Below are 22710 nucleotides of genomic sequence, written 5' to 3' on the forward strand. Positions count from 1 at the left end.
AAGGGGCCCGGCGAAAAGCGGACAGAGATGCGGCGGTACGAATACTCGTACCGCCGCTGGCATGTCCACCGCGTTACCAAGCGTCCTCGATACATGCCCATCAGGTCGGGGACTTCGCCCGTCACCTGGTGCGGCTGGCCCGTAATCGACGGGTCGACGTCGCGTGGGTTCCCGGTGTTCATGCTCGGTCCGTGGGGCCACACATGCGTTGGTGAGGGTGATCCTCGCGGATGCCCCTGGTCTCGCGGGCCGTTAAGTCCTTTCTACTCCGGGTCCGGAGCAAGCGGAAGTCCTCGCCCCGCTTCTTTACTTTTGTCCTTGCCGTCGTCCCGCTTTTCCCTCGAGGCCGTCCCGAACGACCGTGGACAGGGTGTTCGCGGCCGACGGGGCGGCTCGCGCGGGAGGGAGGCGGTCAGGCCGCCGTCGTACGGCGCCGGCTGGCGTACCAGACGAGGCCCGCGGTGGCCACCGCGGCGCCTATGGCGGCTGCCGCGACCAGGGCGGGGCGTGGCGGCACGGAGAAGGCGGGGAAGCGCTGCTTGAGCCGTACCGGGCGGTGGAAGTCGAGGATCGGCCACTCCCGCGCGAGGGCCTCCCGGCGCAGTGCGCGGTCCGGGTTCACGGCGTGCGGGTGGCCCACGGCCTCCAGCATCGGCACATCGGTCACCGAGTCGCTGTAGGCGTAGCACCGGGCCAGGTCGTAGCCCTCCGACTCGGCCAGTTCCCGGACCGCCTCGGCCTTGGTCGGACCGTACGCGTAGTACTCCACCTCGCCGGTGAAGCACCCGTCGTCGCCCACGACCATGCGGGTGGCCACCACCCGGTCCGCGCCGAGCAGTTCGCCGATCGGCTCGACCACCTCGGCGCCCGACGTGGACACGATCACGACGTCGCGTCCCGCGGTGTGGTGCCGCTCGATGAGGGTGGCGGCCTCGTCGTAGATGATCGGGTCGATCAGATCGTGCAGCGTCTCGGCGACGATCTCCCTGACCTGCTGGACGTTCCAGCCGCGGCACAGCGCGGACAGGTACTTGCGCATCCGCTCCATCTGGTCGTGATCGGCGCCGCCCGCCAGGAACACGAACTGGGAGTACGCGGTGCGCAGGACAGCCCTGCGGTTGATCAGGCCGCCTTGATAGAACGACTTGCTGAACGTGAGCGTGCTCGACTTCGCAATGACCGTCTTGTCCAGGTCAAAGAAGGCGGCTGTGCGGGGCATCGAGTGGTTTTCCACGTCCTTGAGCATAGGCGCAGCCCATTCGGCGTAAGGTGGGGCGTGTGGGTTTGCCTGAGAGGGCTCTCGGGTACACCATGGAAGTCACGGATCGTTCGCGACCGTGTCTAACCCGGTCCGACTCCTCCCCCCCCGAGTCGGCCGTGGGGACGACCCCCGCTCTCCCCCCCGGCGGGGGTCGTCGCATGTCCGGGTGGGTTTTCCTCGTTCTCCTCGCGGTTGGTACACCGTGCCGGTGCCGCACGCACGGTCTTCTGTCATGAACATGGACGATTACTACGGGTAGTCGTCGGATTGCTCTGCGGAAGCCGCACAGGGGGGGTGCGGGACTCACCGGTATGGGTGACCGCGATATTCACAGGCGCCGCCCCGTCCACAGTTATCGACCAAGATCCACATGTTTTTCCGGATCGCCGCATCGTGATTCCGACGCGACCGCTCGCCGCGAGTTCACACCCGGTTCCGTTTGTCGGGTCGCGTACGGCCGGTTTCCGCCGGCCGTTCAAAGAAGAACCGCTTGCCGGCTCTTCGCACGCCTGGGAATCGCGGGGCCGCAGGGGCTGCGCGAGAGATGCAGCAAAGGGGGACGAACATGTCCGGAGCCATCACCCACGACCCGCCGCCGGCCACCGGAGGAGGCCGGCCGGGCGCACCGCTGATCATCACCGAGGACGCCGGGCTCCTCGACGACCTGCTGCGCCTGTGCGCGGCGGCCGGCGCCACACCGGAGGTCCATCACACAGTGCCGGAAGCAAAGGGTGGCTGGGAGGCCGCACCGCTCGTCCTGGTCGGGGACGACGCCGCGCGGCGGGTGCGCGGGGCGGCACGCAGGCCGGGAGTGGTGCTGGTCGGCCGCGACCAGGACGACCCCGGGGTCTGGCGGCGGGCCGTCGAGATCGGTGCCGACCACGTGCTGATGCTGCCCGACGGCGAGCAGTGGCTGGTCGACCGCATCGCCGACGTGGCCGAAGGCGTCGGACGGCCCGCCCTGACCGTCGGTGTCATCGGCGGCCGGGGCGGCGCCGGGGCGTCCACGCTCGCGTGCGCGCTCGCCGTCACCTCCGCGCGTGAGGGGCTGCGCACCCTCCTCGTGGACGCCGATCCGCTGGGCGGCGGACTCGACGTGGCTCTCGGGGGCGAGACGGCCAAAGGGCTGCGCTGGCCGGCGTTCGCCGCGTCCCACGGCCGGGTCGGCGGCGGCGCCCTGGAGGAGTCACTGCCGGAACTGCACTCGCTGCGGGTGCTGAGCTGGGACCGCGGTGACTGTCTCGCCGTACCGCCCAGGGCCGTACGCGCGGTGCTCGCCGCGGCGCGGCGCGGGGGCGGCACCGTCGTGGTCGACCTGCCGCGCCGCGTCGACGAGGGGGTCGCCGAGGTCCTCGCCCAGCTCGACCTCGGACTCCTCGTGGTCCCCGCCGAACTGCGCGCCGTCGCGGCGGCGGGCCGCGTCGCCTCCGCCGTCGGCATGGTCCTGCGTGATCTGCGGGTGGCGGTACGCGGGCCGTACGCGCCGGGACTGGACGACCGTGAGGTGGCCCGGCTGCTCGGGCTGCCCCTCGCCGGAGACGTGCCCGCCGAGCCCGCCCTACGGCGCCCGTACGAGGCGGGCCGGCCGCCCGGGGCCTCGGGCCGGGGCCCGCTGGCCCGCTTCTGCAAGGAGTTCTGGGAGCGGGCGCTGGTGGAGGCGAGGGCGGCATGAGGAGGGCGGTGACGAGCGGAGCGGTCATGCCTCCCGGCCTGCTCGACGGGGTGCGGCGGTGGCTGGCCGAGAGCGGGGCCGAACCGACGCCCGCGCGGGTGGCGCAGGCGCTGCGGGACCAAGGGCGGGTGCTCGGTGACGCAGAGGTGCTCGGAGCGGCCGAGCAGTTGCGGTCCGAGCTGGTCGGCAGCGGTCCGCTGGAACGGCTCCTGTCCGAGCCCTCGGTGACCGACGTGCTGGTGTCGGCGCCGGACCGGGTCTGGGTGGACCGGGGTGGCGGACTGGAACTGACCGAGGTGGCCTTCCCCGACGAGCCGGCCGTCCGGCGCCTCGCCCAACGGCTCGCCGCCGTGGCCGGCCGGCGCCTGGACGACGCCCGGCCCTGGGTCGACGCGCGGCTGCCCGACGGGACCAGACTGCACGCGGTGCTGCCCCCGGTGGCCGTCGGCGGCACCTGCCTGTCGCTACGGGTCGTACGACCCCGCGCCTTCACCCTCGACGAGCTCATGGCGGCCGGGACGGTCCCGCCGGGCGGGGACCGCGTGCTGCGGGCGCTGCTGGACGCGCGGCTGTCGTTCCTCGTCAGCGGGGGGACCGGCAGCGGGAAGACGACCTTGCTGAGCGCGCTGCTGGGACTGGTCGGACCGGAGGAGCGCATCGTCCTGGCCGAGGACTCGGCGGAACTGCGGCCCGACCACCCGCACGTCGTGCGCCTGGAGACCAGACCCGCCAACCAGGAGGGAGCGGGCCTGGTCACCCTGGAGGACCTGGTGCGGCAGGCACTGCGGATGCGGCCGGACCGGCTGGTCGTCGGTGAGGTGCGCGGCCCGGAGGTGGTCCATCTGCTGGCCGCCCTCAACACGGGCCACGACGGCTCGGGGACGGTCCATGCCAACGCCGCCACCGACGTACCGGCCCGGCTGGAGGCGCTCGGTACGGCAGCCGGACTCGACCGGTTCGCCCTGCACAGCCAGGCGGCGGCCGCCCTCTCGGTGGTGCTGCACCTCGTACGCGACCGGAGCGGGCGACGGCGGATCGCGGAGGTGCATGTGCTGGAACGGGACCCGTCGGGGCTGGTGCGGACGGTGCCGGCGCTGCGGTGGGGCCCGCAGGCCTTCACCCGGGAGCGGGGATGGCAGCGCCTGCGGGAGCTGCTCCGGGACGCGAACACCGGAGGACCGGACGAGGGGACCGGAGGATGAACGGGACGACCGAGGTGTCGACGGGTGCGGCCGTGGCGTGCCTGGGGACCGCGGCCTGGCTGCTGGGCGGCGGGCATGCCGGGGCCAGGCGGGCGCGGTTGCTGTCGGCCGGTGGAGACGTGGTGGACGGCGGGCCACCGGGGTGGCCCCGGATGATCCGTGCGTGGGGGCGGGCACGCGGGCGGCTGCGGGCCGAGTGGTGGTCGTTGGCTGCCGGCCTGGTGCTGGCGGTGCTGGGTGCGTCGCCGCTGCCGGTCGTCGCGGGGGCGGCCGGGGTGCCTTTGCTGAGGCGGGTGCGACGGGCCGCCGGGGAACGCCGCGCGCGGGAGGACCGCGGCGACGCGGTGATCGCGTTGTGCGGGGCGCTCGCCGGGGAGGTGCGCGCCGGGCGGCAGCCGGGTGAGGCGCTGCTGCCGGCCGCGCGGGACTCCGGCGGACTCGGTGACATGCAGGCGACGGTGCTCGCGGCGGCGCGCTTCGGCGGGGACGTCCCGGAGGCGCTCGCGGAGGCGGCACGGCAGCCGGGTGCCGAGGGGCTGCGGGGACTCGCCGCGTGCTGGCGGGTGGCGGTGGACCAGGGAGCCGGACTCGCGGCCGGACTCGACCGGCTGGAAGCGGCGCTGCGTGCCGAGCGGGACCAGCGGGCCGACCTGCGTGCCCAGTTGGCCGGCGCCCGCGCGACGGCGGTGCTGCTCGCCGGACTCCCGGCCGTGGGCCTGGCCCTCGGCGCGGCTCTCGGCGCCGACCCGCTGCACATCCTGCTGCACACACCGTCGGGACTGGTCTGTCTGGCGGCCGGCGGGGTGCTGGAGGGCCTGGGGCTGTGGTGGGCGCTGCGGATCACGCAGGGAGCCGAGGAGGGGACGGCATGAGCGGGGACCTTGTCCACAGGCTGGGGGCGGTGGTGGGGGCGGTGCTCGCGCTCGCCTGGTCGGCGGGATGGTGGGGCCGCGCGCGGCGCGAGCGGAGAGCCCGGCGGCGACTGGCCGCGGTGCTGCCCCCGGAACGGACGACGACCACCCCGCCCCGCACGCTGCCGCGCACCGTGCGGAGTTGGCTGCCGTACGCGGGCGTGGCGGGTGCCGGATGGGTGCTGGTGGGCGGTCTTGCCGGAGCGGTGGCGGGGCCGGCCGTCGCGGCCGGACTGTGGTGGTGGCGCCTTCGGCGAAGGGCCGCCGCTCCGCACACGCGGGAGACGGACACCGCCGGGGCGGAGCGTCAACTGCCGCTCGCCGCCGACCTGCTGTCCGCCTGCATCGCGGCGGGCGCCGGCCCGGTACTCGCCGCGCAGGCCGTCGGAGAGACCTTGGGCGGGCCGGTCGGGGAGGCGCTGGCGCGGGGCGCGGCGGAGGTACGGCTCGGCGGCGAACCGGCCGCGGCATGGCGCCGGCTGGCGTCGGTGCCGGGCGCACGGCCCCTGGCCCGGCTGCTGGAGCGGGCCGATGTGTCCGGACTCCCCCTGGCCGCTCCCGCGGCCCGGCTCGCCGCCGGGGCCCGCGCGGAGTGGACCCGCGCGGCGACGGCACGGGCCCGGCGGGCGGCCGTCATGGTCAGCGCACCGGTGGGGCTGTGCTTCCTGCCCGCGTTCATCGCGGTCGGCGTGCTGCCCGTGGTGATCGGACTCGCGGGCGGGGTGCTGGGAGGAGGTGGTGCCTGACGGGGCGACCGGCGGTGACGGCAGGACTCACAAGATCAATACGACTACTCCGTACGGGGGTTGAGATGTATCAGGCGGTACGGGCACGACTGCGTGCCCTGGTGTGCAAGGCGCGTACGGCACGGAAGGACGCCGGAATGGTGACTTCGGAGTACGCGATGGGCATCGTGGCGGCGGTGGCGTTCTCCGTCGTGCTCTACAAGGTGGTCACCAGCGGACCGGTCGGCGCGGCGCTGCGGAACATCGTGCAGCAGGCACTCGATGGCCGGATGTGAGCGGCGTGCGGACCGCGGGTTCGTGACGGCGGAGTCGGCCATGGTGCTGCCCGTGCTGGTGATGCTCGCGACGGCGCTGGTCTGGGGCCTGCTGGTGGTGGCGGCGCAGATCCGGTGTGTGGACGCGGCGCGCGCGGGCGCCCGCGCGGCGGCCCGGCAGGATTCCCCTGCCGCCGTCGTCGAGGTGACCCGCGAAGCGGCACCACCCGGCGCGAGAGTCACGGTGAGCCGGGAGGCCGAGCAGGTCCGGGTGGTCGTCGAGGCCAGGCCCCCGGTTCTGCACGGACTGCCCTTCGACCTGCGGGAGGAGGCCGTGGCCGCGGTGGAGGAGACGGTGGGGGCGGCGTCGTGAGGGCCCGGTTCCGGGAGCGGTGGCCGGCGGACGGGCGGCGGCGCACGCGGTGTTCCGACCGGGGGTCGGCGACCGTCTGGAGCGTCGGTGCGATCGCCGTGCTGTGCGTGGTGTTCGGCGTCGTCCTCGCCCTGGGACACGCCGTCGTGGTCCGGCACCGGGCGGCCGGCGGCGCGGATCTGGCGGCGCTCGCGGCGGCGGACCACTGGGCACGGGGCGGTACGGCGGCCTGCGCCCGGGCGGACCGGGTGGCCCGGGCACAGAACACGCGGCTCGTACGGTGCGTGGTCACCGGCGAGGTGTCGGACGTGTCGGTGGCGTCGGGCCGGGGGCCGTTCACGGCGGAGATCAGGGCCAGGGCGGGGCCTGCGGGTCCGGCGGAACCTCCGCGTCCGGGTGGTCCGGCCCCGGGCGGGGCCGGGACGCCGGGGACGGCTCGGGGGGCCGCTCGAGTGCCGTGACCGGCTCCGGCTCCGGGTGGGTCCTGGCTCTGGATGGTCCTCGGTCCTGGATGGGTTCCGACTCCGGGTGGGTTCCGGCTCCGGGTGGTCCTCGGTCCTGGATGGGCCTCGGATCCGGATGGGACCTGGGTTCCGGATCAGGCGCGGAGCCGGAACAGGGACCGGCTCCGGATCAAGCCCGGTCACCGGATCAAGACCGGATTCTGCATCGAGCCAGGTTCCCGCTTCAGAAGCGCGTTTCGTATCAGGTACCGGTACCGGGCCCGGCCTACGCCTCAGTGGTCCCGGACGCCCCCGCGGCGTCCTCCGTGCCCTCCGGCTTCTCCGCCGGTGCGCCCTCCAGCAGCACCGTGAGGAGCCGTACCGCGCCTCGTTTGTGCAGAGGATCGTTGCCGTTGCCGCACTTGGGGGACTGGATGCAGGAGGGGCAGCCGGCGTCGCACTCGCAGGAGGCGATGGCCTGGCGGGTGGCGGTGAGCCAGGCGCGGGCGGTGCGGAAGGCGCGCTCCGCGAAACCCGCGCCGCCCGGATGGCCGTCGTAGACGAAGACCGTGGGCAGCAGCGTGTCGGGGTGCAGCGGGACCGAGACGCCACCGATGTCCCAGCGGTCGCAGGTCGCGAAGAGCGGCAGCATGCCGATCGACGCGTGCTCGGCGGCGTGCAGGGCACCGCCGAGGATCTCCGGGCTGATCCGGGCCCGGTCCAGCTGGTCCTCGGTGACCGTCCACCACACCGCGCGGGTGCGCAGCGTACGAGGTGGGAGGTCGAGCTTCGTCTCGCCCAGCACTTCACCGGTGATGACCCGCCGGCGCAGGAAGGAGACCACTTGGTTGGTGACCTCGACGGAGCCGTAGCACAGGCGGCCGTCGCCCCATGGGATCTCGGTGTCCGTCTCCAGCACGGAGACCGACGTCGTGTCCCGGGCCACCGTCGTGTACGTCGGGGTGGCCCGCTCGACGAGGGCGACGGAGTCCTCCAGGTCGAGCGAGCGGACGAGATACGTCAGGCCCTGGTGCAGGTGGACCGCGCCCTCGTGGACGCTCGTGTGGGCCGCGCCCGCGTCGACCGTGCCGAGCAGCCTGCCCGTGCCGGCCTCGACGACCTGGACCGGCCGGCCGCCCTGCCCCCGGATGTCGGTCAGGTCGGCGGCCCGCTCCCGGCGGGTCCAGTGCCAGGCCTTCGTCCGGCGGCGCAGCAGCTTCGCGGCCTCCAGTTGCGGGAGCAGCTCCTCGGTGGCCGGGCCGAACAGGTCCAGGTCCTCCTCGGTCAGCGGCAGTTCCTCGGCCGCCGCGCACAGGTGCGGGGCGAGCACGTAGGGGTTGTCGGGGTCGAGGACGGTGGATTCCACGGGCCGGTCGAAGAGGGCCTCCGGGTGGTGGACGAGGAAGGTGTCCAGGGGGTCGTCGCGGGCGACCAGGACGGCGAGGGCGCCCCGCCCGGACCGCCCCGCGCGTCCGGCCTGCTGCCACAGGGAGGCCCGGGTGCCCGGATAGCCGGCGATGACCACGGCGTCCAGGCCGGAGACGTCCACGCCGAGTTCGAGGGCGTTCGTCGCCGCGAGACCGAGGAGTTCGCCGGAGTGCAGGGCGCGTTCCAGGGCGCGGCGCTCCTCGGGGAGGTAGCCGCCCCGGTACGCCGCGACACGCCGGGCCAGCGAGCGGTCGACCTCGGCGAGGCGTTCCTGGGCGATCACGGAGATCAGCTCGGCGCCGCGCCGGGAGCGTACGAAGGTGACCGAGCGGATGCCCTGCACGGTGAGGTCGGTCAGCAGGTCGGCGGCCTCGGCGGTGGCCGTACGGCGGACCGGTGCGCCCTTCTCGCCGTGCAGCTCGGTCAGCGGCGGCTCCCAGAGGGCGAACACCAGTTCACCGCGCGGTGAGGCGTCGTCGGCCACCTCCACGACCGGCACGCCGGTGAGGCGGCGGGCGGCGACCGCGGGCTCGGCGGCGGTCGCGGAGGCCAGCAGGAACACGGGGGAGGCGCCGTAGCGGGCGCACAGCCGGCGCAGGCGGCGCAGCACCTGGGCGACGTGCGAGCCGAAGACGCCCCGGTAGGTGTGGCACTCGTCGATGACGACGTACTTCAGCGCCTTGAGGAAGGAGGACCAGCGGGGGTGGGCCGGCAGGACGCCCCGGTGCAGCATGTCCGGGTTGGTCAGCACGTAGTTGGCGTACTGGCGGATCCACTCGCGTTCCTCGAACGGAGTGTCGCCGTCGTGGACGGCCGCGCGCACCGAATGGCCCAATGGTTGTGAAAGTTCCTTCACGGACCGGCACTGGTCCGCTGCGAGGGCCTTCGTGGGGGCGAGGTACAGGGCGGTCGCGCCACGGCCGTTCGGGGCCTCGGCGCCGTCCAGGAGCGCGGACAGGACGGGCACGAGGTACGCCAGGGACTTGCCGGACGCGGTGCCGGTGGCGACCACGACGGACTCGCCGTCCAGGGCGTGCTCGGCGGCGCGTGCCTGGTGGGCCCAGGGGTGTTCGACGCCCGCGGTCCGCACGGCGGCGAGGACCTCCGGACGGATCCGGTCCGGCCAGACGGCATGGCGACCCTCGCGCGGGGGCAAGTGCTCCGTATGAGTGATGCGCGAAGCCCGGCTCGGTCCGGACGCGAGCCGGTCCAGGACCGCGCCCGGGGCGGGCCCGGACGGGAGGTCCGTCGGGGGTCGATCGGATCGGTGATTCTTGGCCATCGGCACCGAGTGTGTCACTGGCGTGACGGACAATGGGGCCAAGGCGTCGTGCACGCCTGCCGGTAAGTGATTGAATGCCATCGCGGCTGGCGATCCGTCCCGGGGGCTGAGCCGAGATGCCCCAAGGGCGACCGCTCGATAGCTAGGTGCTGGAGGATCCGTGGACCTGTCCCTGTCGACCGAAACCATGGGCGATCGCACGATCGTCAGGGTCGGTGGCGAAATCGACGTATATACCGCGCCCAAGCTGCGCGAGCAGTTGGTCGAGCTGGTGAACGACGGCAGTTTCCACCTTGTCGTCGACATGGAAGGTGTGGACTTCCTCGACTCCACCGGACTCGGCGTGCTGGTCGGCGGCCTGAAGCGCGTCCGTGCCCATGAGGGCTCACTGCGCCTGGTCTGCAACCAGGAGCGTATTCTCAAGATCTTCCGCATTACCGGCCTCACCAAGGTGTTCCCGATCCACACCTCGGTCGAGGAAGCGGTGGCGGCCACCGACTGACCACCCCGCTCCTGGGCCGCGTGCCCGGACGGCGGAAGAGAACCAGGAGGAGGGCCGGGCTTTCGGCGGCCCGGCCTCTCCACAGCACGCCCGTAGTCGCGAGGGGGATGCATGGCCACCGTCGAACTCCGCTTCAGCGCGCTGCCCGAGCACGTCAGGACCGCCCGGCTCGTGGCGGCGGCGGTGGCGCGCAGGGCCGGAGTGGACGAGGCCGTCCTCGACGAGGTCAGGCTCGCCGTCGGCGAGGCCTGCACCCGTGCCGTGGGACTGCACCGGAACGGCGGCATCTCGGCCCCCGTGAAGGTGCTGCTGATCGAGGAGGAGAAGCAGTTCTCCATCGAGGTCGGCGACGAGGCGCCCCACGCGACCCCCGGCGAGCGGGCGCCCGGTGACGCGCCGGGCGACGCCGACGCGGAGACCGAGGAGGACGAGATGGGCCTCGCGGTCATCAGCGGGCTCGTCGACGACGTCGAGGTCAGCGCGGGACGGCACGGCGGATCGATCCGCATGAGGTGGCCCACCGTGCCGCCGGCCACCCTCCTCGCCTGACCGGTTCACCCGGACGACGACCGTTTTTCCGAAGGGCCCCCTCGTGGGGCCCTTCGTCATGTGCGGGTGTCGGTGCCCGCGCTTACAGTGGTCTCGTGCGGTTGATCGCGTGAATTCGTTCACGACCGGCCGTGCCGTGAAAATGCGATCACGTGAATGCTCCAAAGGCATTACCGATTTCCGGTCGCCGATCATCGGCGATCATTGGGGAAGAGCGCGTGCGGGACATTTACATTTCACGCGCACTGTTTTGATCAGCTTCCGGTACCTACAATCCCGTCCACATCTTGAGCTCAGCCCAAGCGTCAAGGAGGACGAATGGCGGGGCTTTCCCTCACCCAAGAGTCGGGCCAGTCCATACCCCTCGCAGCCGCCGTGCTGACCGATGACAACCGCCTGCTCGTGGTGGTCATCGGCGTCGTCGCGCTGGCGGCACTGGTGGTCGCCGGAGTCCTGGTGCGCCAGGTTCTCGCGGCCGGCGAGGGCACCGACGGCATGAAGAAGATCGCGGCAGCGGTCCAGGAGGGCGCGAACGCCTATCTGGCCCGCCAGTTGCGCACCCTCGGCGTATTCGCCGTGATCGTGTTCTTCCTGCTCATGCTGCTGCCCGCGGACGACTGGAATCAGCGTGCCGGACGGTCGGTGTTCTTCTTGATCGGAGCGGCGTTCTCGGCGGCCACCGGCTATATCGGTATGTGGCTCGCCGTGCGCAGCAATGTGCGGGTCGCCGCGGCGGCGCGCGAAGCGACTCCGGCCGAGGGCGAGCCGGAAAAGGATCTCACCGCCGTCTCGCACAGAGCGATGAAGATCGCTTTTCGTACGGGCGGTGTCGTCGGTATGTTCACCGTCGGCCTCGGCCTGCTGGGCGCCTCCTGCGTGGTGCTGGTGTACGCGGCCGACGCCCCGAAGGTCCTCGAGGGGTTCGGTCTCGGGGCCGCGCTGATCGCGATGTTCATGCGGGTCGGCGGCGGCATCTTCACCAAGGCCGCCGACGTCGGCGCCGACCTGGTCGGCAAGGTCGAGCAGGGCATTCCGGAGGACGATCCGCGCAATGCCGCGACCATCGCCGACAACGTGGGCGACAACGTCGGCGACTGCGCGGGCATGGCGGCCGACCTGTTCGAGTCGTACGCCGTGACGCTGGTGGCCGCGCTGATCCTGGGCTCGGCGGCGTTCGGCGACGCCGGGCTCGCCTTCCCGCTGCTGGTGCCCGCCATCGGTGTGCTCACCGCGATGGCCGGCATCTTCGCGGTGGCCCCGAGGCGCGCCGACCGCAGCGGCATGAGCGCGATCAACCGGGGCTTCTTCATCTCCGCGCTGATCTCGCTCGTCCTGGTCGCGATCGCCGTGTTCGTCTATCTGCCGTCGTCGTACGCCGATCTCGACGGCGTCACCGACGAGACGATCCTGGGCAAGGACGGCGACCCGCGGATCCTCGCGCTCGTCGCGGTGGCCATCGGCATCGTGCTCGCCGCCCTCATCCAGCAGCTCACCGGCTACTTCACCGAGACCACCCGGCGCCCCGTGCGGGACATCGGCAGGACCTCGCTCACCGGCCCGGCCACCGTCGTCCTCTCCGGTATCTCGCTCGGTCTCGAATCCGCCGTCTACACCGCCCTGTTGATCGGCCTCGGCGTGTACGGGGCGTTCCTGCTCGGCGGTACGTCGATCATGCTGGCACTGTTCGCGGTGGCGCTGGCCGGCACCGGACTGCTCACCACCGTCGGTGTGATCGTCGCGATGGACACCTTCGGCCCGGTCTCCGACAACGCGCAGGGCATCGCCGAGATGTCCGGCGACGTGGAGGGCGCGGGCGCCCAGGTGCTCACCGACCTGGACGCGGTCGGCAACACCACCAAGGCCATCACCAAGGGCATCGCGATCGCCACGGCCGTACTGGCGGCGGCGGCGCTGTTCGGCTCGTACCGGGACGCCATCACCACCGGCGCGAGAGACGTGGGCGAACGGCTCAGCGGTGAGGGCGCGCCGATGAGCCTGATGATGGACATCTCCCAGCCCAACAACCTCGTCGGCCTGATCGCGGGCGCGGCGGTCGTCTTCCTCTTCTCGGGGCTGGCGATCAACGCGGTGTCGCGGTCGGCGGGTTCGGTGGTCTACGAGGTGCGGCGGCAGTTCCGCGAGAAGCCCGGGATCATGGACCACAGCGAGGAGCCGGAGTACGGCAAGGTCGTCGACATCTGCACCAAGGACGCCCTGCGCGAGCTCGCCACGCCCGGACTGCTCGCCGTGATGGCGCCCATCTTCATCGGGTTCACGCTCGGCGTCGGCGCCCTGGGCGCCTTCCTCGCGGGCGCGATCGGCGCGGGCACCCTGATGGCGGTCTTCCTCGCCAACTCCGGTGGCGCCTGGGACAACGCGAAGAAACTCGTCGAGGACGGCCACCACGGAGGCAAGGGCAGCGAGGCCCATGCGGCCACCGTCATCGGCGACACCGTCGGCGACCCCTTCAAGGACACCGCCGGGCCCGCGATCAACCCCCTGCTGAAGGTGATGAACCTGGTGGCGCTGCTCATCGCGCCCGCGGTCATCAAGTTCTCCTACGGCCCGGACGAAAGCGTCGGGACGCGGGTGCTCATCGCGGTCCTGGCGCTGCTCGTCATCGTCGGCGCGGTGTACGTGTCCAAGCGGCGCGGTATCGCGATGGAGGACGAGGACGACCCCGAGCCGGAGACCAAGCCAGCCGATCCGGCGGTGGTTTCCTAGAGCCGGACGGCGGACACCGGATCAAGGTGCGGGCGGACGGCGCGTATTGACGCGCCGTCCGTCCTTTTCCCGTGCGCGGGGCCCATGCCGTGAGCCTTCTCTCCCATGGTGCAAATGGCTTCAAAAGTCCCTTACCGGATGTGCGACGGGTGGGTGTAGGCCATCTGGCGTGTATGTTCCGGGGCCGAAGGCCATGGAAGGGACCAATCCGGTGAACAAGAAGCTCGCGGCCGCACTGTCCGGCGGTGCGGTACTGGTACTGGCGCTGACGGGATGCGGCGGCGACGACAACAACGAGAAGCTGGACGCCTGGGCGAAGCAGGTCTGCGACGCGGTGAAGCCGCAGGCCGCGAAGATCAAAGCGGCCAACGCCGCGATCCAGAAGGAGACCTCGGACAACAGCACGCCGGAAGAGGTCCAGACGGCCGACTCGAAGGCGTTCCAGGACATGTCCGACGCCTACAAGGCGATCGGCGCCGCCGTGGACAAGGCCGGGGCGCCGGACGTCGAGGACGGGGAGAAGAAGCAGACCGACGCGGTCAAGGAACTCAACGGCATCTCCGCGTCGTACGCCTCGCTGAAGAAGCAGGTCGACGGTCTCGACACGGACGACCAGGCGGAGTTCGCCGACGGCCTGAAGGACATCGCCGCCGAACTGGACAAGCTCGGCAAGAGCGGCAGCGACGCCCTCAGCACGCTGGAGGAGGGCGAGGTCGGCCAGGCCATGTCCCGGCAGGCGAGCTGCCAGACGGCCACCGCGACGGCGGGAGCCGCCAAGAGCTGACGCCGCGGGACGCGCCGGGTGAGGGCGGCGGCCACAATGGAGGGCGTGAGTGACGCCAGCCTGCCGCCCCTGCCCTCGTCCGACCGCCCCGAAGCCGCCGCCCGGCTGCGGGACGCGCTGCTCGGAGCCTCCTTCACCGCCGACGGACTGCTCGAACTGCTCGGCGCCCCCGCCTACGCGGCGCTGGCCCGCAGCGAGACCGTGCCCGCCCTGAGGGCCACCCGCGGGGACACGCCGCTGGAGATGCTCGTACGGCTGTTCCTGCTGCGGCAGCCCGTGCCGCACGCGCGCGTGGCCGGCGTCCTGCCCGTGGACGTCTGCCTGGAGAGCGGATGGCTGACGCGCGCCGGCGCGGACGAGCTCGCCGCGACCGTGGACGTACGGCCGTACGGCGGGCCGGGCGGCGAGGACTGGTTCATCGTGTCCGACCTCGGGTGCGCGGTCGGCGGTGCCGGGGGCATCGGCAGCCGCGACGAGGGGGTCGTGCTCGGCGTCGGCGGGGCGTCCACCACCCTGGCCGGCATCACCGTCCGTACGCCCGTGGCCTCCGCGCTCGACCTCGGCACCGGCTCCGGTATCCAGGCGCTGCACGCCGCCCGGCACGCCACGCGCGTGACGGCCACCGACGTCAATCCGCGCGCCCTGCGCATCACCGCGCTCACCCTGGCCCTCTCCGGGGTCCCGGCCGCCGACCTGCGCGAGGGGTCGCTGTTCACGCCGGTCCGGGACGACGAGACGTACGACCTGATCGTGTCCAACCCGCCGTTCGTGATTTCGCCGGGTGCCCGGCTCACGTACCGCGACGGCGGGATGGGCGGGGACGATCTGTGCCGCACGATCGTTCAGGAGGCGGGGGAACGGCTGAACGAGGGCGGGTTCGCGCAGTTCCTCGCCAACTGGCAGCACGTCGAGGGGGAGGACTGGCAGGACAGACTCAGGTCATGGGTGCCCCGCGGATGCGACGCCTGGATCGTGCAGCGCGAGGTGCAGGACATCACCCAGTACGCCGAGCTGTGGCTGCGGGACGCGGGCGACCACCGCGGTGCCGAGGCCGAGTACCGGGCGCGGTACGACGCGTGGCTGGACGAGTTCGAGGCGCGCAAGGTGAAGGCGGTCGGCTTCGGCTGGATCACCCTGCGCAAGTCGGGCTCCGCCGCGCGGTCGATCACGGTGGAGGAGTGGCCGCACCCGGTCGAGCAGCCGCTCGGCGAGACGGTCCGGGCGCACTTCGACCGGATCGACTACCTGCGGACGCGCGACGACGCGGCGCTCCTCGAAGCGCGCTTCGCGCTGGCCGCCGAGGTGGTGCAGGAGCAGGTCGGGCTGCCCGGTGCGGAGGACCCGGAGCACGTCGTGCTGCGGCAGAACCGCGGGATGCGCCGGGCCACCAAGGTGGACACGATCGGCGCGGGCTTCGCGGGCGTGTGCGACGGCAGCATGAGCGCGGGCCGGATCCTGGACGCCATCGCCCAGCTCCTCGGTGAGGACCCCGTGCTGCTGCGCGACCGCACGCCGGCCCAGATCCGGCTGCTGGTGGAGCAGGGGTTCCTGGAGCCCGTCGGCTGACACGAGCGGCGGCGGGCCCGCGGGCGGGCTGTCTCACGCGGCACCTCGGCGGCTTCGCGGGCGGGCTGTCTCACGAGGCACCTCGGCGGCCCGCGGGCGGGCTGTCCCATGCGGCACCTCGGCGGCTCGCCTCATGAGTCACGTCACTGTCTTCCGCCGCGTCCTCCACACCGGCCACGGCCGCCGCCCCGGCCCTTTCCCATCGATCCGGAATTTCCGTGAAAGGGCTCCCGGGCCGTTTTTCGGACACGTGGTCAGGACCGTAGCCCTCCCGTTCACCTCCGATTCGTCTGCCCGCCGCCCGGGCGTGGCAGCGTCACCCCGAGGCCGGTACCAGCGGACGGGAAAGAGGGCATCGGGCGACCATGGAGAGCGGACCGGCGATCTTCGCGGGGATGGTGTTCTGCCTGTTCGGAGGCGGATTGCTGGCCTGGACCGTGACCCGCGCGCGGCAGCACCGCCCCGTCGCCCAGGGTGTGAGCCCCGTCGCATCGGCCACCGTCGCGGGACTGTTCGCGATGATCTCCCTGGTCCTCGGCGCATGGTGCCTGACCCGCCTGTGAGAAGCCCGAAACCCTGGCGGCTCACAGTAACCGGTAGATCGCACTCCGGATAAGCGCGGGCGGAGACTGGACACTCCGGGCGGCAGGAACGGTGGTAGTCGGGTTACCGTTCGAGTGGCCGTTGCGGGCTTTTCCTGTTTGACACGGGGGCGGGATGTACCGTCACACTCCGCAGCGTCACCATGACCCGACCCCGGGGGAGACCGCCTGGGGAGCCCCAAGCGCCGACCGGAGAGAAGAGCGAAGTTGTCCCCGACCAGCGAGACCGCGAAGGGCGGCCGCCGACTCGTCATCGTCGAGTCGCCTGCCAAGGCGAAGACGATCAAGGGCTACCTCGGCCCTGGCTACATCGTCGAGGCGAGCGTCGGGCACATTCGCGATCTTCCCAACGGTGCCGCCGAGGTGCCGGAGAAGTACACCGGCGAGGTGCGCCGCCTCGGTGTGGACGTCGACCACGACTTCCAGCCGATCTATGTGGTCAACGCGGACAAGCGGGCCCAGGTCAAGAAGCTCAAGGACCTGCTGAAGGAGTCCGACGAGCTCTTCCTCGCCACCGATGAGGACCGCGAGGGCGAGGCCATCGCCTGGCACCTCCAGGAAGTGCTCAAGCCGAAGATCCCGGTCAAGCGGATGGTCTTCCACGAGATCACCAAGGACGCGATCCGCGCGGCCGTGGCCAACCCGCGCCAGCTCAACCAGAAGCTGGTCGACGCCCAGGAGACCCGCCGCATCCTCGACCGCCTCTACGGCTACGAGGTCTCGCCGGTCCTGTGGAAGAAGGTCATGCCCCGGCTGTCCGCCGGCCGTGTCCAGTCCGTCGCCACGCGGCTCGTGGTGGAGCGGGAACGCGAGCGCATGGCGTTCCGTTCCGCCGAGTACTGGGACCTGACGGGCACCTTCTCCCCCACCTCCGACTTCGCTCCGGCGGGGGGACCCCCATCCGGCCGCGCCGGAGACGCGAGCGACCCGTCGTCCCTCGTCGCCCGCCTGCAGACCGTCGACGGCAGGCGGATCGCGCAGGGCCGCGACTTCGACTCCCTGGGACAGCTGAAGAGCGCCAACACCCTCCACCTCGACGAGGCGAACGCCCGCGCGCTCGCCGCCGCCCTGGAGAACACGCGGTTCGCCGTGCGTTCCGTCGAGTCCAAGCCGTACCGCCGCTCGCCGTACGCCCCGTTCCGTACGACGACGCTGCAGCAGGAGGCGTCGAGGAAGCTCGGCTTCGGCGCCAAGGCGACCATGCAGGTCGCCCAGAAGCTGTACGAGAACGGCTACATCACCTACATGCGTACGGACTCGACGACCCTGAGCGAGACGGCGGTCGCCGCCGCCCGTGCCCAGGTCACGCAGCTGTACGGCGCCGACTACCTGCCCCCGCAGCCGCGCACCTACGCCGGCAAGGTCAAGAACGCGCAGGAGGCGCACGAGGCGATCCGCCCCTCGGGCGACCGTTTCCGCACGCCCGCCGAGACCGGGCTGACCGGCGACCAGTTCAAGCTCTACGAGCTGATCTGGAAGCGGACCGTCGCCTCGCAGATGAAGGACGCGACCGGTAACAGCGTGACGGTGAAGATCGGCGGTACGGCCGCCGACGGCCGGGACGCCGAGTTCAGCGCGTCCGGCAAGACGATCACCTTCCACGGCTTCCTGAAGGCGTACGTGGAAGGCGCCGACGACCCGAACGCCGAGCTCGACGACCGCGAGCGCCGGCTGCCGCAGGTCACCGAGGGCGACGCCCTCACCGCCGAGGAGATCACGGTCGACGGGCACGCCACCAAGCCCCCGGCCCGCTACACCGAGGCGTCGCTGGTCAAGGAGCTGGAGGAGCGGGAGATCGGCCGGCCGTCGACGTACGCGTCGATCATCGGCACGATCCTCGACCGCGGCTACGTGTTCAAGAAGGGCACGGCCCTGGTGCCGTCCTTCCTCTCCTTCGCCGTGGTCAACCTGCTGGAGAAGCACTTCGGCCGGCTCGTCGACTACGACTTCACCGCCCGGATGGAGGACGACCTCGACCGCATCGCGCGGGGCGAGGCGCGCGCGGTGCCGTGGCTGAAGCGGTTCTACTTCGGCGAGGGCGCGAGCAACGGCGACGCGGCCGACGCCGGCAACGGCGACGGGGACCACCTCGGCGGTCTCAAGGAGCTGGTGACCGACCTGGGCGCGATCGACGCGCGCGAGGTGTCGTCGTTCCCGGTGGGCAACGGCATCGTGCTGCGGGTCGGGCGCTACGGCCCGTACATCGAGCGCGGCGAGAAGGACACCGAGCAGCACCAGCGCGCCGACATCCCCACGGACCTGGCGCCCGACGAGCTGACCGTCGAGCTCGCCGAGGAGCTGCTCGCCAAGCCGAGCGGCGACTTCGAGCTGGGCACCGACCCGGCGACCGGTCACACGATCGTCGCCAAGGACGGCCGCTACGGTCCGTACGTCACGGAGATCCTCCCCGAGGGCACCCCGAAGACCGGCAAGAACGCGGTGAAGCCGCGCACGGCCTCCCTCTTCAAGTCGATGTCCCTGGACACGGTCACGCTCGACGACGCGCTCAAGCTGATGTCGCTGCCGCGCGTGGTCGGCGCGGACGCCGAGGGCCAGGAGATCACCGCGCAGAACGGCCGCTACGGGCCGTACCTGAAGAAGGGCACCGACTCGCGGTCGCTGCAGTCCGAGGAGCAGCTCTTCACGATCACGCTGGAGGAGGCGCTGGCGATCTACGCCCAGCCCAAGCAGCGCGGTCGGGCCGCGGCCAAGCCGCCGCTGAAGGAGCTGGGCACCGACCCGGTCAGCGAGAAGCCGGTCGTGGTGAAGGACGGCCGCTTCGGGCCGTACGTCACCGACGGGGAGACCAACGCGACGCTGCGCTCCGGCGACAGCGTCGAGGAGATCACCCCGGAGCGCGGTTTCGAGCTGCTCGCCGAGAAGCGGGCGAAGGGCCCCGCCAAGAAGACGGCGAAGAAGGCCACCGCCAAGAAGGCACCGGCCAAGAAGGCACCGGCGAAGAAGACGGCGGCGAAGAAGACGGCGGCGGCCAAGAAGACCGCGGCGAAGAAGACCGTCGCCAAGAAGGCCACCGCCTCGAACGGCGCGGAGGACTGAGCCCGCACGCGCGGAACCCCCGGTGAAAGATCTGTCACGATCTTCGCCAGGGGTTCGGAATGCGAACGCCCCGGCAACACTTCGGTGTCGGGGCGTGTGCATGTCAGGCGCGTCGCGCCGAGCTGTCGGCGCGGGCCGATAGGCTGAACGCATGACGCGAGCCGAGCAGCCAACGGCCCCACAGCCGGCCCCCGACGACGCCCTCGTCGCGGACTCCCGCGAGCGTGCCGTCCGCGCCCTGCTGCGCCGACCCCAGCTGAGACGGCTGTGGAGCGCGCAGCTCGTGGGCGGGGTCGGTGACGTCCTCGCCCTCCTGGTCCTGGTCCTCCTGGTCCTGCAGGCGGCGGTCGCCGAGGGGTCCTTCGGCGGGGGCTACCGGGGCGTGGCGTTCGCAGTGGCGATCGTTTTCGGGGTACGCATCCTGGCGACACTGCTGTTCGGCGCCGTACTCCTCGGCCCGCTCACGTCGCTCACCTCGCAGGACGGACCGCTGGACCGCCGCTGGACCATGGTCGGCGCGGACGGCCTGCGGGCCGCGCTGCTCATCGTGGCGCCGCTGTGGATCGACTGGACGCCCGGGGACGCGCCGGCCGTGCTTCTCGTCACCGCCTTCGTGACCGGAGTCGCCGAGCGGTTCTGGACGGTGTGCCGCGAGAGCGCCGCGCCCGCCCTGCTGCCCGCCCCGCCCCCGGAGGGCGCGACCGTGCGCCCGCTGCCCGACCACATGGACGCGCTGCGCCGGCTGTCGCTGCGCACGGGCTTCGTGGCGATACCGCTCGCGGCCGTCACGCTCGTCGTCGCGGCCCTGCTCAACAACCTGCTCGGCACCGGGATCGACTGGTTCGGCGAACACCGGGCGGCCCTCGCCTCGTACGTCGCGGCCGGGCTGTTCGCCGCGTCGCTGTCCGTCCTGACCTCCCTGGAACTGCCCGGCACCCGCACCCCGCGCGCGCGGTCGCCGCTGGAGGGGCTGCGCCGCCCGAGGAGCGCCGCCGGCTCCGACAAGGGCCGCACCGGCGCGATGCCGCTGCTGGTGCTCGCGTCCGCGTCCGTCGCCGCCGCGGTGTCGGCCGCCGTCGCCGTGTCGGTGCTGCACGCCAAGGACCTGGGCGGCGGCCCCGTGCTGTACGGCCTGCTGGTGGCCGGGCTGACCGGCGGTGTCGTCGTCGGCATCCGTACGGCACCCGCCCTGCTGCCGGCCCTGTCCCGGCGCCGGCTGCTCGCGCTCGCCCTCGCCTTCACGGGCATCGCGCTGCTGGCCGCCGGACTCGTACCGGACGTCACCAGCGTGGTGCTGATCATGACGCTGGCCGGTGTCGGCGCGGGACTCGCCGCCAACACCGGGCACACCCTGCTCGACCAGGAGGCCGAGGACCAGCGGCGGGCCCGTGTCACCGAGCACCTGCACGCGGTGGTCCGGGTCTTCGTGGCGCTCGGCGCGGTGATCGCCCCGCTGGTCGCCGCGGCCATCGGACCGCACCGGCTGGAGAACGGCCGGTTCGTCTTCGCGCACGGCGGTGCCGCTTTCACGCTGATGCTGGTCGGCGCGCTGCTGCTGCCGGTGGCCGCGCTGGTGCTGGCCAAGGTCGACGACCGCTCCGGCGTGCCGCTGCGGCAGGACCTGCGCGACGCGCTGCTCGGCGGCGCCGACCCGGACCAGACGCCCGCCGCCTCCGGCTTCTTCATCGCCCTGGAGGGCGGCGACGGCGCCGGGAAGTCCACCCAGGCCGAGGCCCTCGCCGAGTGGATCAGGGCCAAGGGCCACGAGGTCGTGCTCACCCGGGAACCCGGCGCCACCCCGGTCGGCAAGCGGCTGCGCTCCATCCTGCTGGACGTCTCCAGCGCCGGACTCTCGCACCGCGCGGAGGCACTGCTGTACGCCGCGGACCGCGCGGAGCACATCGACACCGTCGTACGGCCCGCCCTGGAGCGCGGCGCCGTCGTCCTCACCGACCGGTACATCGACTCCTCCGTCGCCTACCAGGGCGCCGGGCGCGATCTGTCACCGACCGAGATCGCCCGCATCAACCGCTGGGCGACCGACGGGCTGGTGCCGAACCTGACGGTGCTGCTGGACGTGGCCCCGGAGACCGCGCGGGAACGCTTCACCGAGGCGCCGGACCGGCTGGAGTCGGAACCCGCCGAGTTCCACGCGCGCGTGCGGGCCGGTTTCCTCACCCTGGCCGCGGCCGACCCCGGCCGCTACCTGGTGGTCGACGCCGGCCAGGAACCGGAGGCGGTCACCACGGTGATCCGGCACCGGCTCGACCAGGTACTGCCACTGTCCGAGGCCGAGATCCAGGCCCGCGAGGAAGCACGCCGCAAGGCCGAGGAGGAGGCCCGCCGCAAGGCGGAGGAGGAGGCGGCCCGCAAGGCCGAGGAGGAGCGCCTGGAGCGCGAGCGCCAGGAGCAGCTCGCCCGGCTGCGCGCCGAGGAGGAGGAGCGCAAGCGGCGCGAGCTGGAGGAGGCCCAGCGGCGCGAGGCGGAACGGCAGGCGGAGGAGGCCCGGCAGCGGGCCGAGGAAGCACGCCGGCGCGCGGAGGAGGAGCGGCTGCGGCTGCTCGCCGAGGAGAAGGCGCGCGCCGAGGAGGAGGCCCGCCGCAAGGCCGAGGAGGAGCGCCGACGCAAGCAGGCCGAGGAGGAGGCGCGGCTGCGCGCCGAGGCCGAGGCGCTGCGCCTGGAGAAGCAGCGCAAGGCCGAGGAGGCGCTGCTGCGCGCGGAGCAGGCCCGGCGGCTGGCCGAGCAGGCGGCGGCCGCGGCGGAGGCGGGACCGAAGACGACGACCACCCCCAGTGCCGCTGCCGCGCGCGGGCGGACGGCCGACGAGGCGGCGACCGTGCCGACGCCGGTGGTGACGCCGACGAACGCGTCGGGCGGACCGGTCGACGAGACCGCCGTGCTGCCCCGGGTGCCGGAGGAGGACGACGGGCAGCGGTCCGGCGGCCGGTCCGGGGTGTCCGACGCCGAGGTGACGACCGAGCTGCCGATGCCGCCGGTTCCGCCGGGCGCGGCGGACGAGACGGCGGTGCTGCCCCCGGTACGGGGAGACGAGCAGGGCCCCGCGGACCGGAGGGTGCCGTCCGGCTACTTCCGGGACGAGCGTCCGGCGAGCGGCCCCGAGGACACCGACGTCCCCGACGACCGCACGCGCGAGCTGCCCCGGATCGACCCCGAGGACTCGCCCCGCCGCCGGCAGCGTCCGGACTGGGCCGAGGAGACCCCGCTGGACGATCTGCCGACGCTGGCCGACGAGCTGCTGGGCCCCCGCGACGGCGAGGACGGTGACGAGGACGGCCGCCGGGGGCGCCGGCGCTGACCGCCGGGTCCGCGGGTGCGGGCGTTGTCAGTGCCCAC

Annotated in this window: 17 protein-coding genes; 15 read left to right on the plus strand and 2 right to left on the minus strand. The window is 72.7% G+C overall.

Annotated features, from left to right (window positions below; genetic code table 11):
• Positions 1–412 precede the first annotated feature (412 nt).
• Entirely contained in the window at positions 413–1246 is an 834-nt protein-coding gene (locus IH50_RS0118965; protein ID WP_030863277.1) for an HAD family hydrolase, read from the minus strand.
• 580 nt (positions 1247–1826) lie between these two features.
• Here IH50_RS0118965 and ssd point away from each other — a divergent pair.
• The 7 genes from ssd (at position 1827) to IH50_RS0119000 (ending at position 6880) form a co-directional block, all read left to right on the plus strand.
• The gene (gene ssd, locus IH50_RS0118970) at positions 1827–2933 is read left to right on the plus strand and encodes a septum site-determining protein Ssd (RefSeq protein WP_030863279.1); all 1107 of its coding nucleotides are present in this window, start codon (positions 1827–1829) and stop codon (positions 2931–2933) included.
• The gene (locus IH50_RS0118975) at positions 2930–4135 is read left to right on the plus strand and encodes a TadA family conjugal transfer-associated ATPase (protein ID WP_030863283.1); all 1206 of its coding nucleotides are present in this window, start codon (positions 2930–2932) and stop codon (positions 4133–4135) included. Before ssd ends, IH50_RS0118975 begins: the two co-directional genes overlap by 4 nt.
• The gene (locus tag IH50_RS0118980) at positions 4132–5007 is read left to right on the plus strand and encodes a type II secretion system F family protein (RefSeq protein WP_030863286.1); all 876 of its coding nucleotides are present in this window, start codon (positions 4132–4134) and stop codon (positions 5005–5007) included. The genes IH50_RS0118975 and IH50_RS0118980 overlap by 4 nt, the downstream gene beginning before the upstream one ends.
• Positions 5004–5792: a type II secretion system F family protein gene (locus tag IH50_RS0118985; RefSeq protein ID WP_030863289.1), complete on the plus strand. Its 789-nt coding sequence runs from the start codon at positions 5004–5006 to the stop codon at positions 5790–5792. The genes IH50_RS0118980 and IH50_RS0118985 overlap by 4 nt, the downstream gene beginning before the upstream one ends.
• Positions 5793–5857: 65 nt before the next feature.
• Positions 5858–6067, plus strand: coding sequence for a DUF4244 domain-containing protein (locus IH50_RS39915; RefSeq protein ID WP_030863293.1), 210 nt, complete (start codon positions 5858–5860; stop codon positions 6065–6067).
• Positions 6054–6419 (plus strand): TadE family type IV pilus minor pilin, encoded by a 366-nt coding sequence (locus IH50_RS0118995; protein WP_030863295.1) that lies wholly within the window; start codon positions 6054–6056, stop codon positions 6417–6419. The genes IH50_RS39915 and IH50_RS0118995 overlap by 14 nt, the downstream gene beginning before the upstream one ends.
• Entirely contained in the window at positions 6416–6880 is a 465-nt protein-coding gene (locus IH50_RS0119000; protein WP_051767373.1) for an Rv3654c family TadE-like protein, read from the plus strand. Before IH50_RS0118995 ends, IH50_RS0119000 begins: the two co-directional genes overlap by 4 nt.
• Positions 6881–7148: 268 nt before the next feature.
• Here IH50_RS0119000 and IH50_RS0119005 read toward each other — a convergent pair whose 3' ends face one another.
• On the minus strand, positions 7149–9653 hold the full coding sequence (locus IH50_RS0119005) for a DEAD/DEAH box helicase (protein WP_078914023.1): 2505 nt from the start codon (positions 9651–9653) through the stop codon (positions 7149–7151).
• A 79-nt stretch (positions 9654–9732) separates the two neighbouring features.
• Between IH50_RS0119005 and bldG the strand changes: the two genes are divergently transcribed.
• The 8 genes from bldG (at position 9733) to tmk (ending at position 22672) form a co-directional block, all read left to right on the plus strand.
• Positions 9733–10074 (plus strand): anti-sigma factor antagonist BldG, encoded by a 342-nt coding sequence (bldG, locus tag IH50_RS0119010; protein WP_003991900.1) that lies wholly within the window; start codon positions 9733–9735, stop codon positions 10072–10074.
• Positions 10075–10185: 111 nt separating this feature from the next.
• Positions 10186–10623 carry an ATP-binding protein gene (locus IH50_RS0119015; protein ID WP_030863300.1) on the plus strand — a complete coding sequence of 146 codons (438 nt, stop codon included), beginning with the start codon at positions 10186–10188 and terminating at the stop codon, positions 10621–10623.
• Between the two features lie 318 nt (positions 10624–10941).
• Positions 10942–13347: a sodium-translocating pyrophosphatase gene (locus IH50_RS0119020; RefSeq protein ID WP_030863301.1), complete on the plus strand. Its 2406-nt coding sequence runs from the start codon at positions 10942–10944 to the stop codon at positions 13345–13347.
• Positions 13348–13540: 193 nt separating this feature from the next.
• A complete protein-coding gene (locus IH50_RS0119025) occupies positions 13541–14131 on the plus strand; it encodes a hypothetical protein (RefSeq protein ID WP_030863302.1) in 591 nt (196 codons plus the stop codon).
• Between the two features lie 36 nt (positions 14132–14167).
• Positions 14168–15697 (plus strand): DUF7059 domain-containing protein, encoded by a 1530-nt coding sequence (locus tag IH50_RS0119030; RefSeq protein WP_030863303.1) that lies wholly within the window; start codon positions 14168–14170, stop codon positions 15695–15697.
• Between the two features lie 365 nt (positions 15698–16062).
• Positions 16063–16260 (plus strand): hypothetical protein, encoded by a 198-nt coding sequence (locus IH50_RS0119035; RefSeq protein ID WP_030863304.1) that lies wholly within the window; start codon positions 16063–16065, stop codon positions 16258–16260.
• Positions 16261–16506: 246 nt separating this feature from the next.
• Positions 16507–19356 (plus strand): type I DNA topoisomerase, encoded by a 2850-nt coding sequence (gene topA, locus IH50_RS0119040; RefSeq protein WP_030863305.1) that lies wholly within the window; start codon positions 16507–16509, stop codon positions 19354–19356.
• A 151-nt stretch (positions 19357–19507) separates the two neighbouring features.
• Entirely contained in the window at positions 19508–22672 is a 3165-nt protein-coding gene (gene tmk / locus IH50_RS0119045; protein WP_030863306.1) for a dTMP kinase, read from the plus strand.
• Positions 22673–22710: the final 38 nt, after the last annotated feature.

Origin of the sequence: Streptomyces sp. NRRL S-37 (genome assembly GCF_000721605.1) — a bacterium.
Classification (GTDB): domain Bacteria; phylum Actinomycetota; class Actinomycetes; order Streptomycetales; family Streptomycetaceae; genus Streptomyces.

Bases quoted from the DNA above. Each gene is read 5' to 3' on its own strand.
- IH50_RS0118965 (WP_030863277.1), bottom strand. From the start codon at position 1,246: ATGCTCAAGGACGTGGAAAACCACTCGATGCCCCGCACAGCCGCCTTC.
- ssd (WP_030863279.1), top strand. From the start codon at position 1,827: ATGTCCGGAGCCATCACCCACGACCCGCCGCCGGCCACCGGAGGAGGC.
- IH50_RS0118975 (WP_030863283.1), top strand. From the start codon at position 2,930: ATGAGGAGGGCGGTGACGAGCGGAGCGGTCATGCCTCCCGGCCTGCTC.
- IH50_RS0118980 (WP_030863286.1), top strand. From the start codon at position 4,132: ATGAACGGGACGACCGAGGTGTCGACGGGTGCGGCCGTGGCGTGCCTG.
- IH50_RS0118985 (WP_030863289.1), top strand. From the start codon at position 5,004: ATGAGCGGGGACCTTGTCCACAGGCTGGGGGCGGTGGTGGGGGCGGTG.
- IH50_RS39915 (WP_030863293.1), top strand. From the start codon at position 5,858: ATGTATCAGGCGGTACGGGCACGACTGCGTGCCCTGGTGTGCAAGGCG.
- IH50_RS0118995 (WP_030863295.1), top strand. From the start codon at position 6,054: ATGGCCGGATGTGAGCGGCGTGCGGACCGCGGGTTCGTGACGGCGGAG.
- IH50_RS0119005 (WP_078914023.1), bottom strand. From the start codon at position 9,653: ATGGCATTCAATCACTTACCGGCAGGCGTGCACGACGCCTTGGCCCCA.
- IH50_RS0119015 (WP_030863300.1), top strand. From the start codon at position 10,186: ATGGCCACCGTCGAACTCCGCTTCAGCGCGCTGCCCGAGCACGTCAGG.
- IH50_RS0119020 (WP_030863301.1), top strand. From the start codon at position 10,942: ATGGCGGGGCTTTCCCTCACCCAAGAGTCGGGCCAGTCCATACCCCTC.
- IH50_RS0119025 (WP_030863302.1), top strand. From the start codon at position 13,541: ATGGAAGGGACCAATCCGGTGAACAAGAAGCTCGCGGCCGCACTGTCC.
- IH50_RS0119030 (WP_030863303.1), top strand. From the start codon at position 14,168: ATGGAGGGCGTGAGTGACGCCAGCCTGCCGCCCCTGCCCTCGTCCGAC.
- IH50_RS0119035 (WP_030863304.1), top strand. From the start codon at position 16,063: ATGGAGAGCGGACCGGCGATCTTCGCGGGGATGGTGTTCTGCCTGTTC.
- tmk (WP_030863306.1), top strand. From the start codon at position 19,508: ATGACGCGAGCCGAGCAGCCAACGGCCCCACAGCCGGCCCCCGACGAC.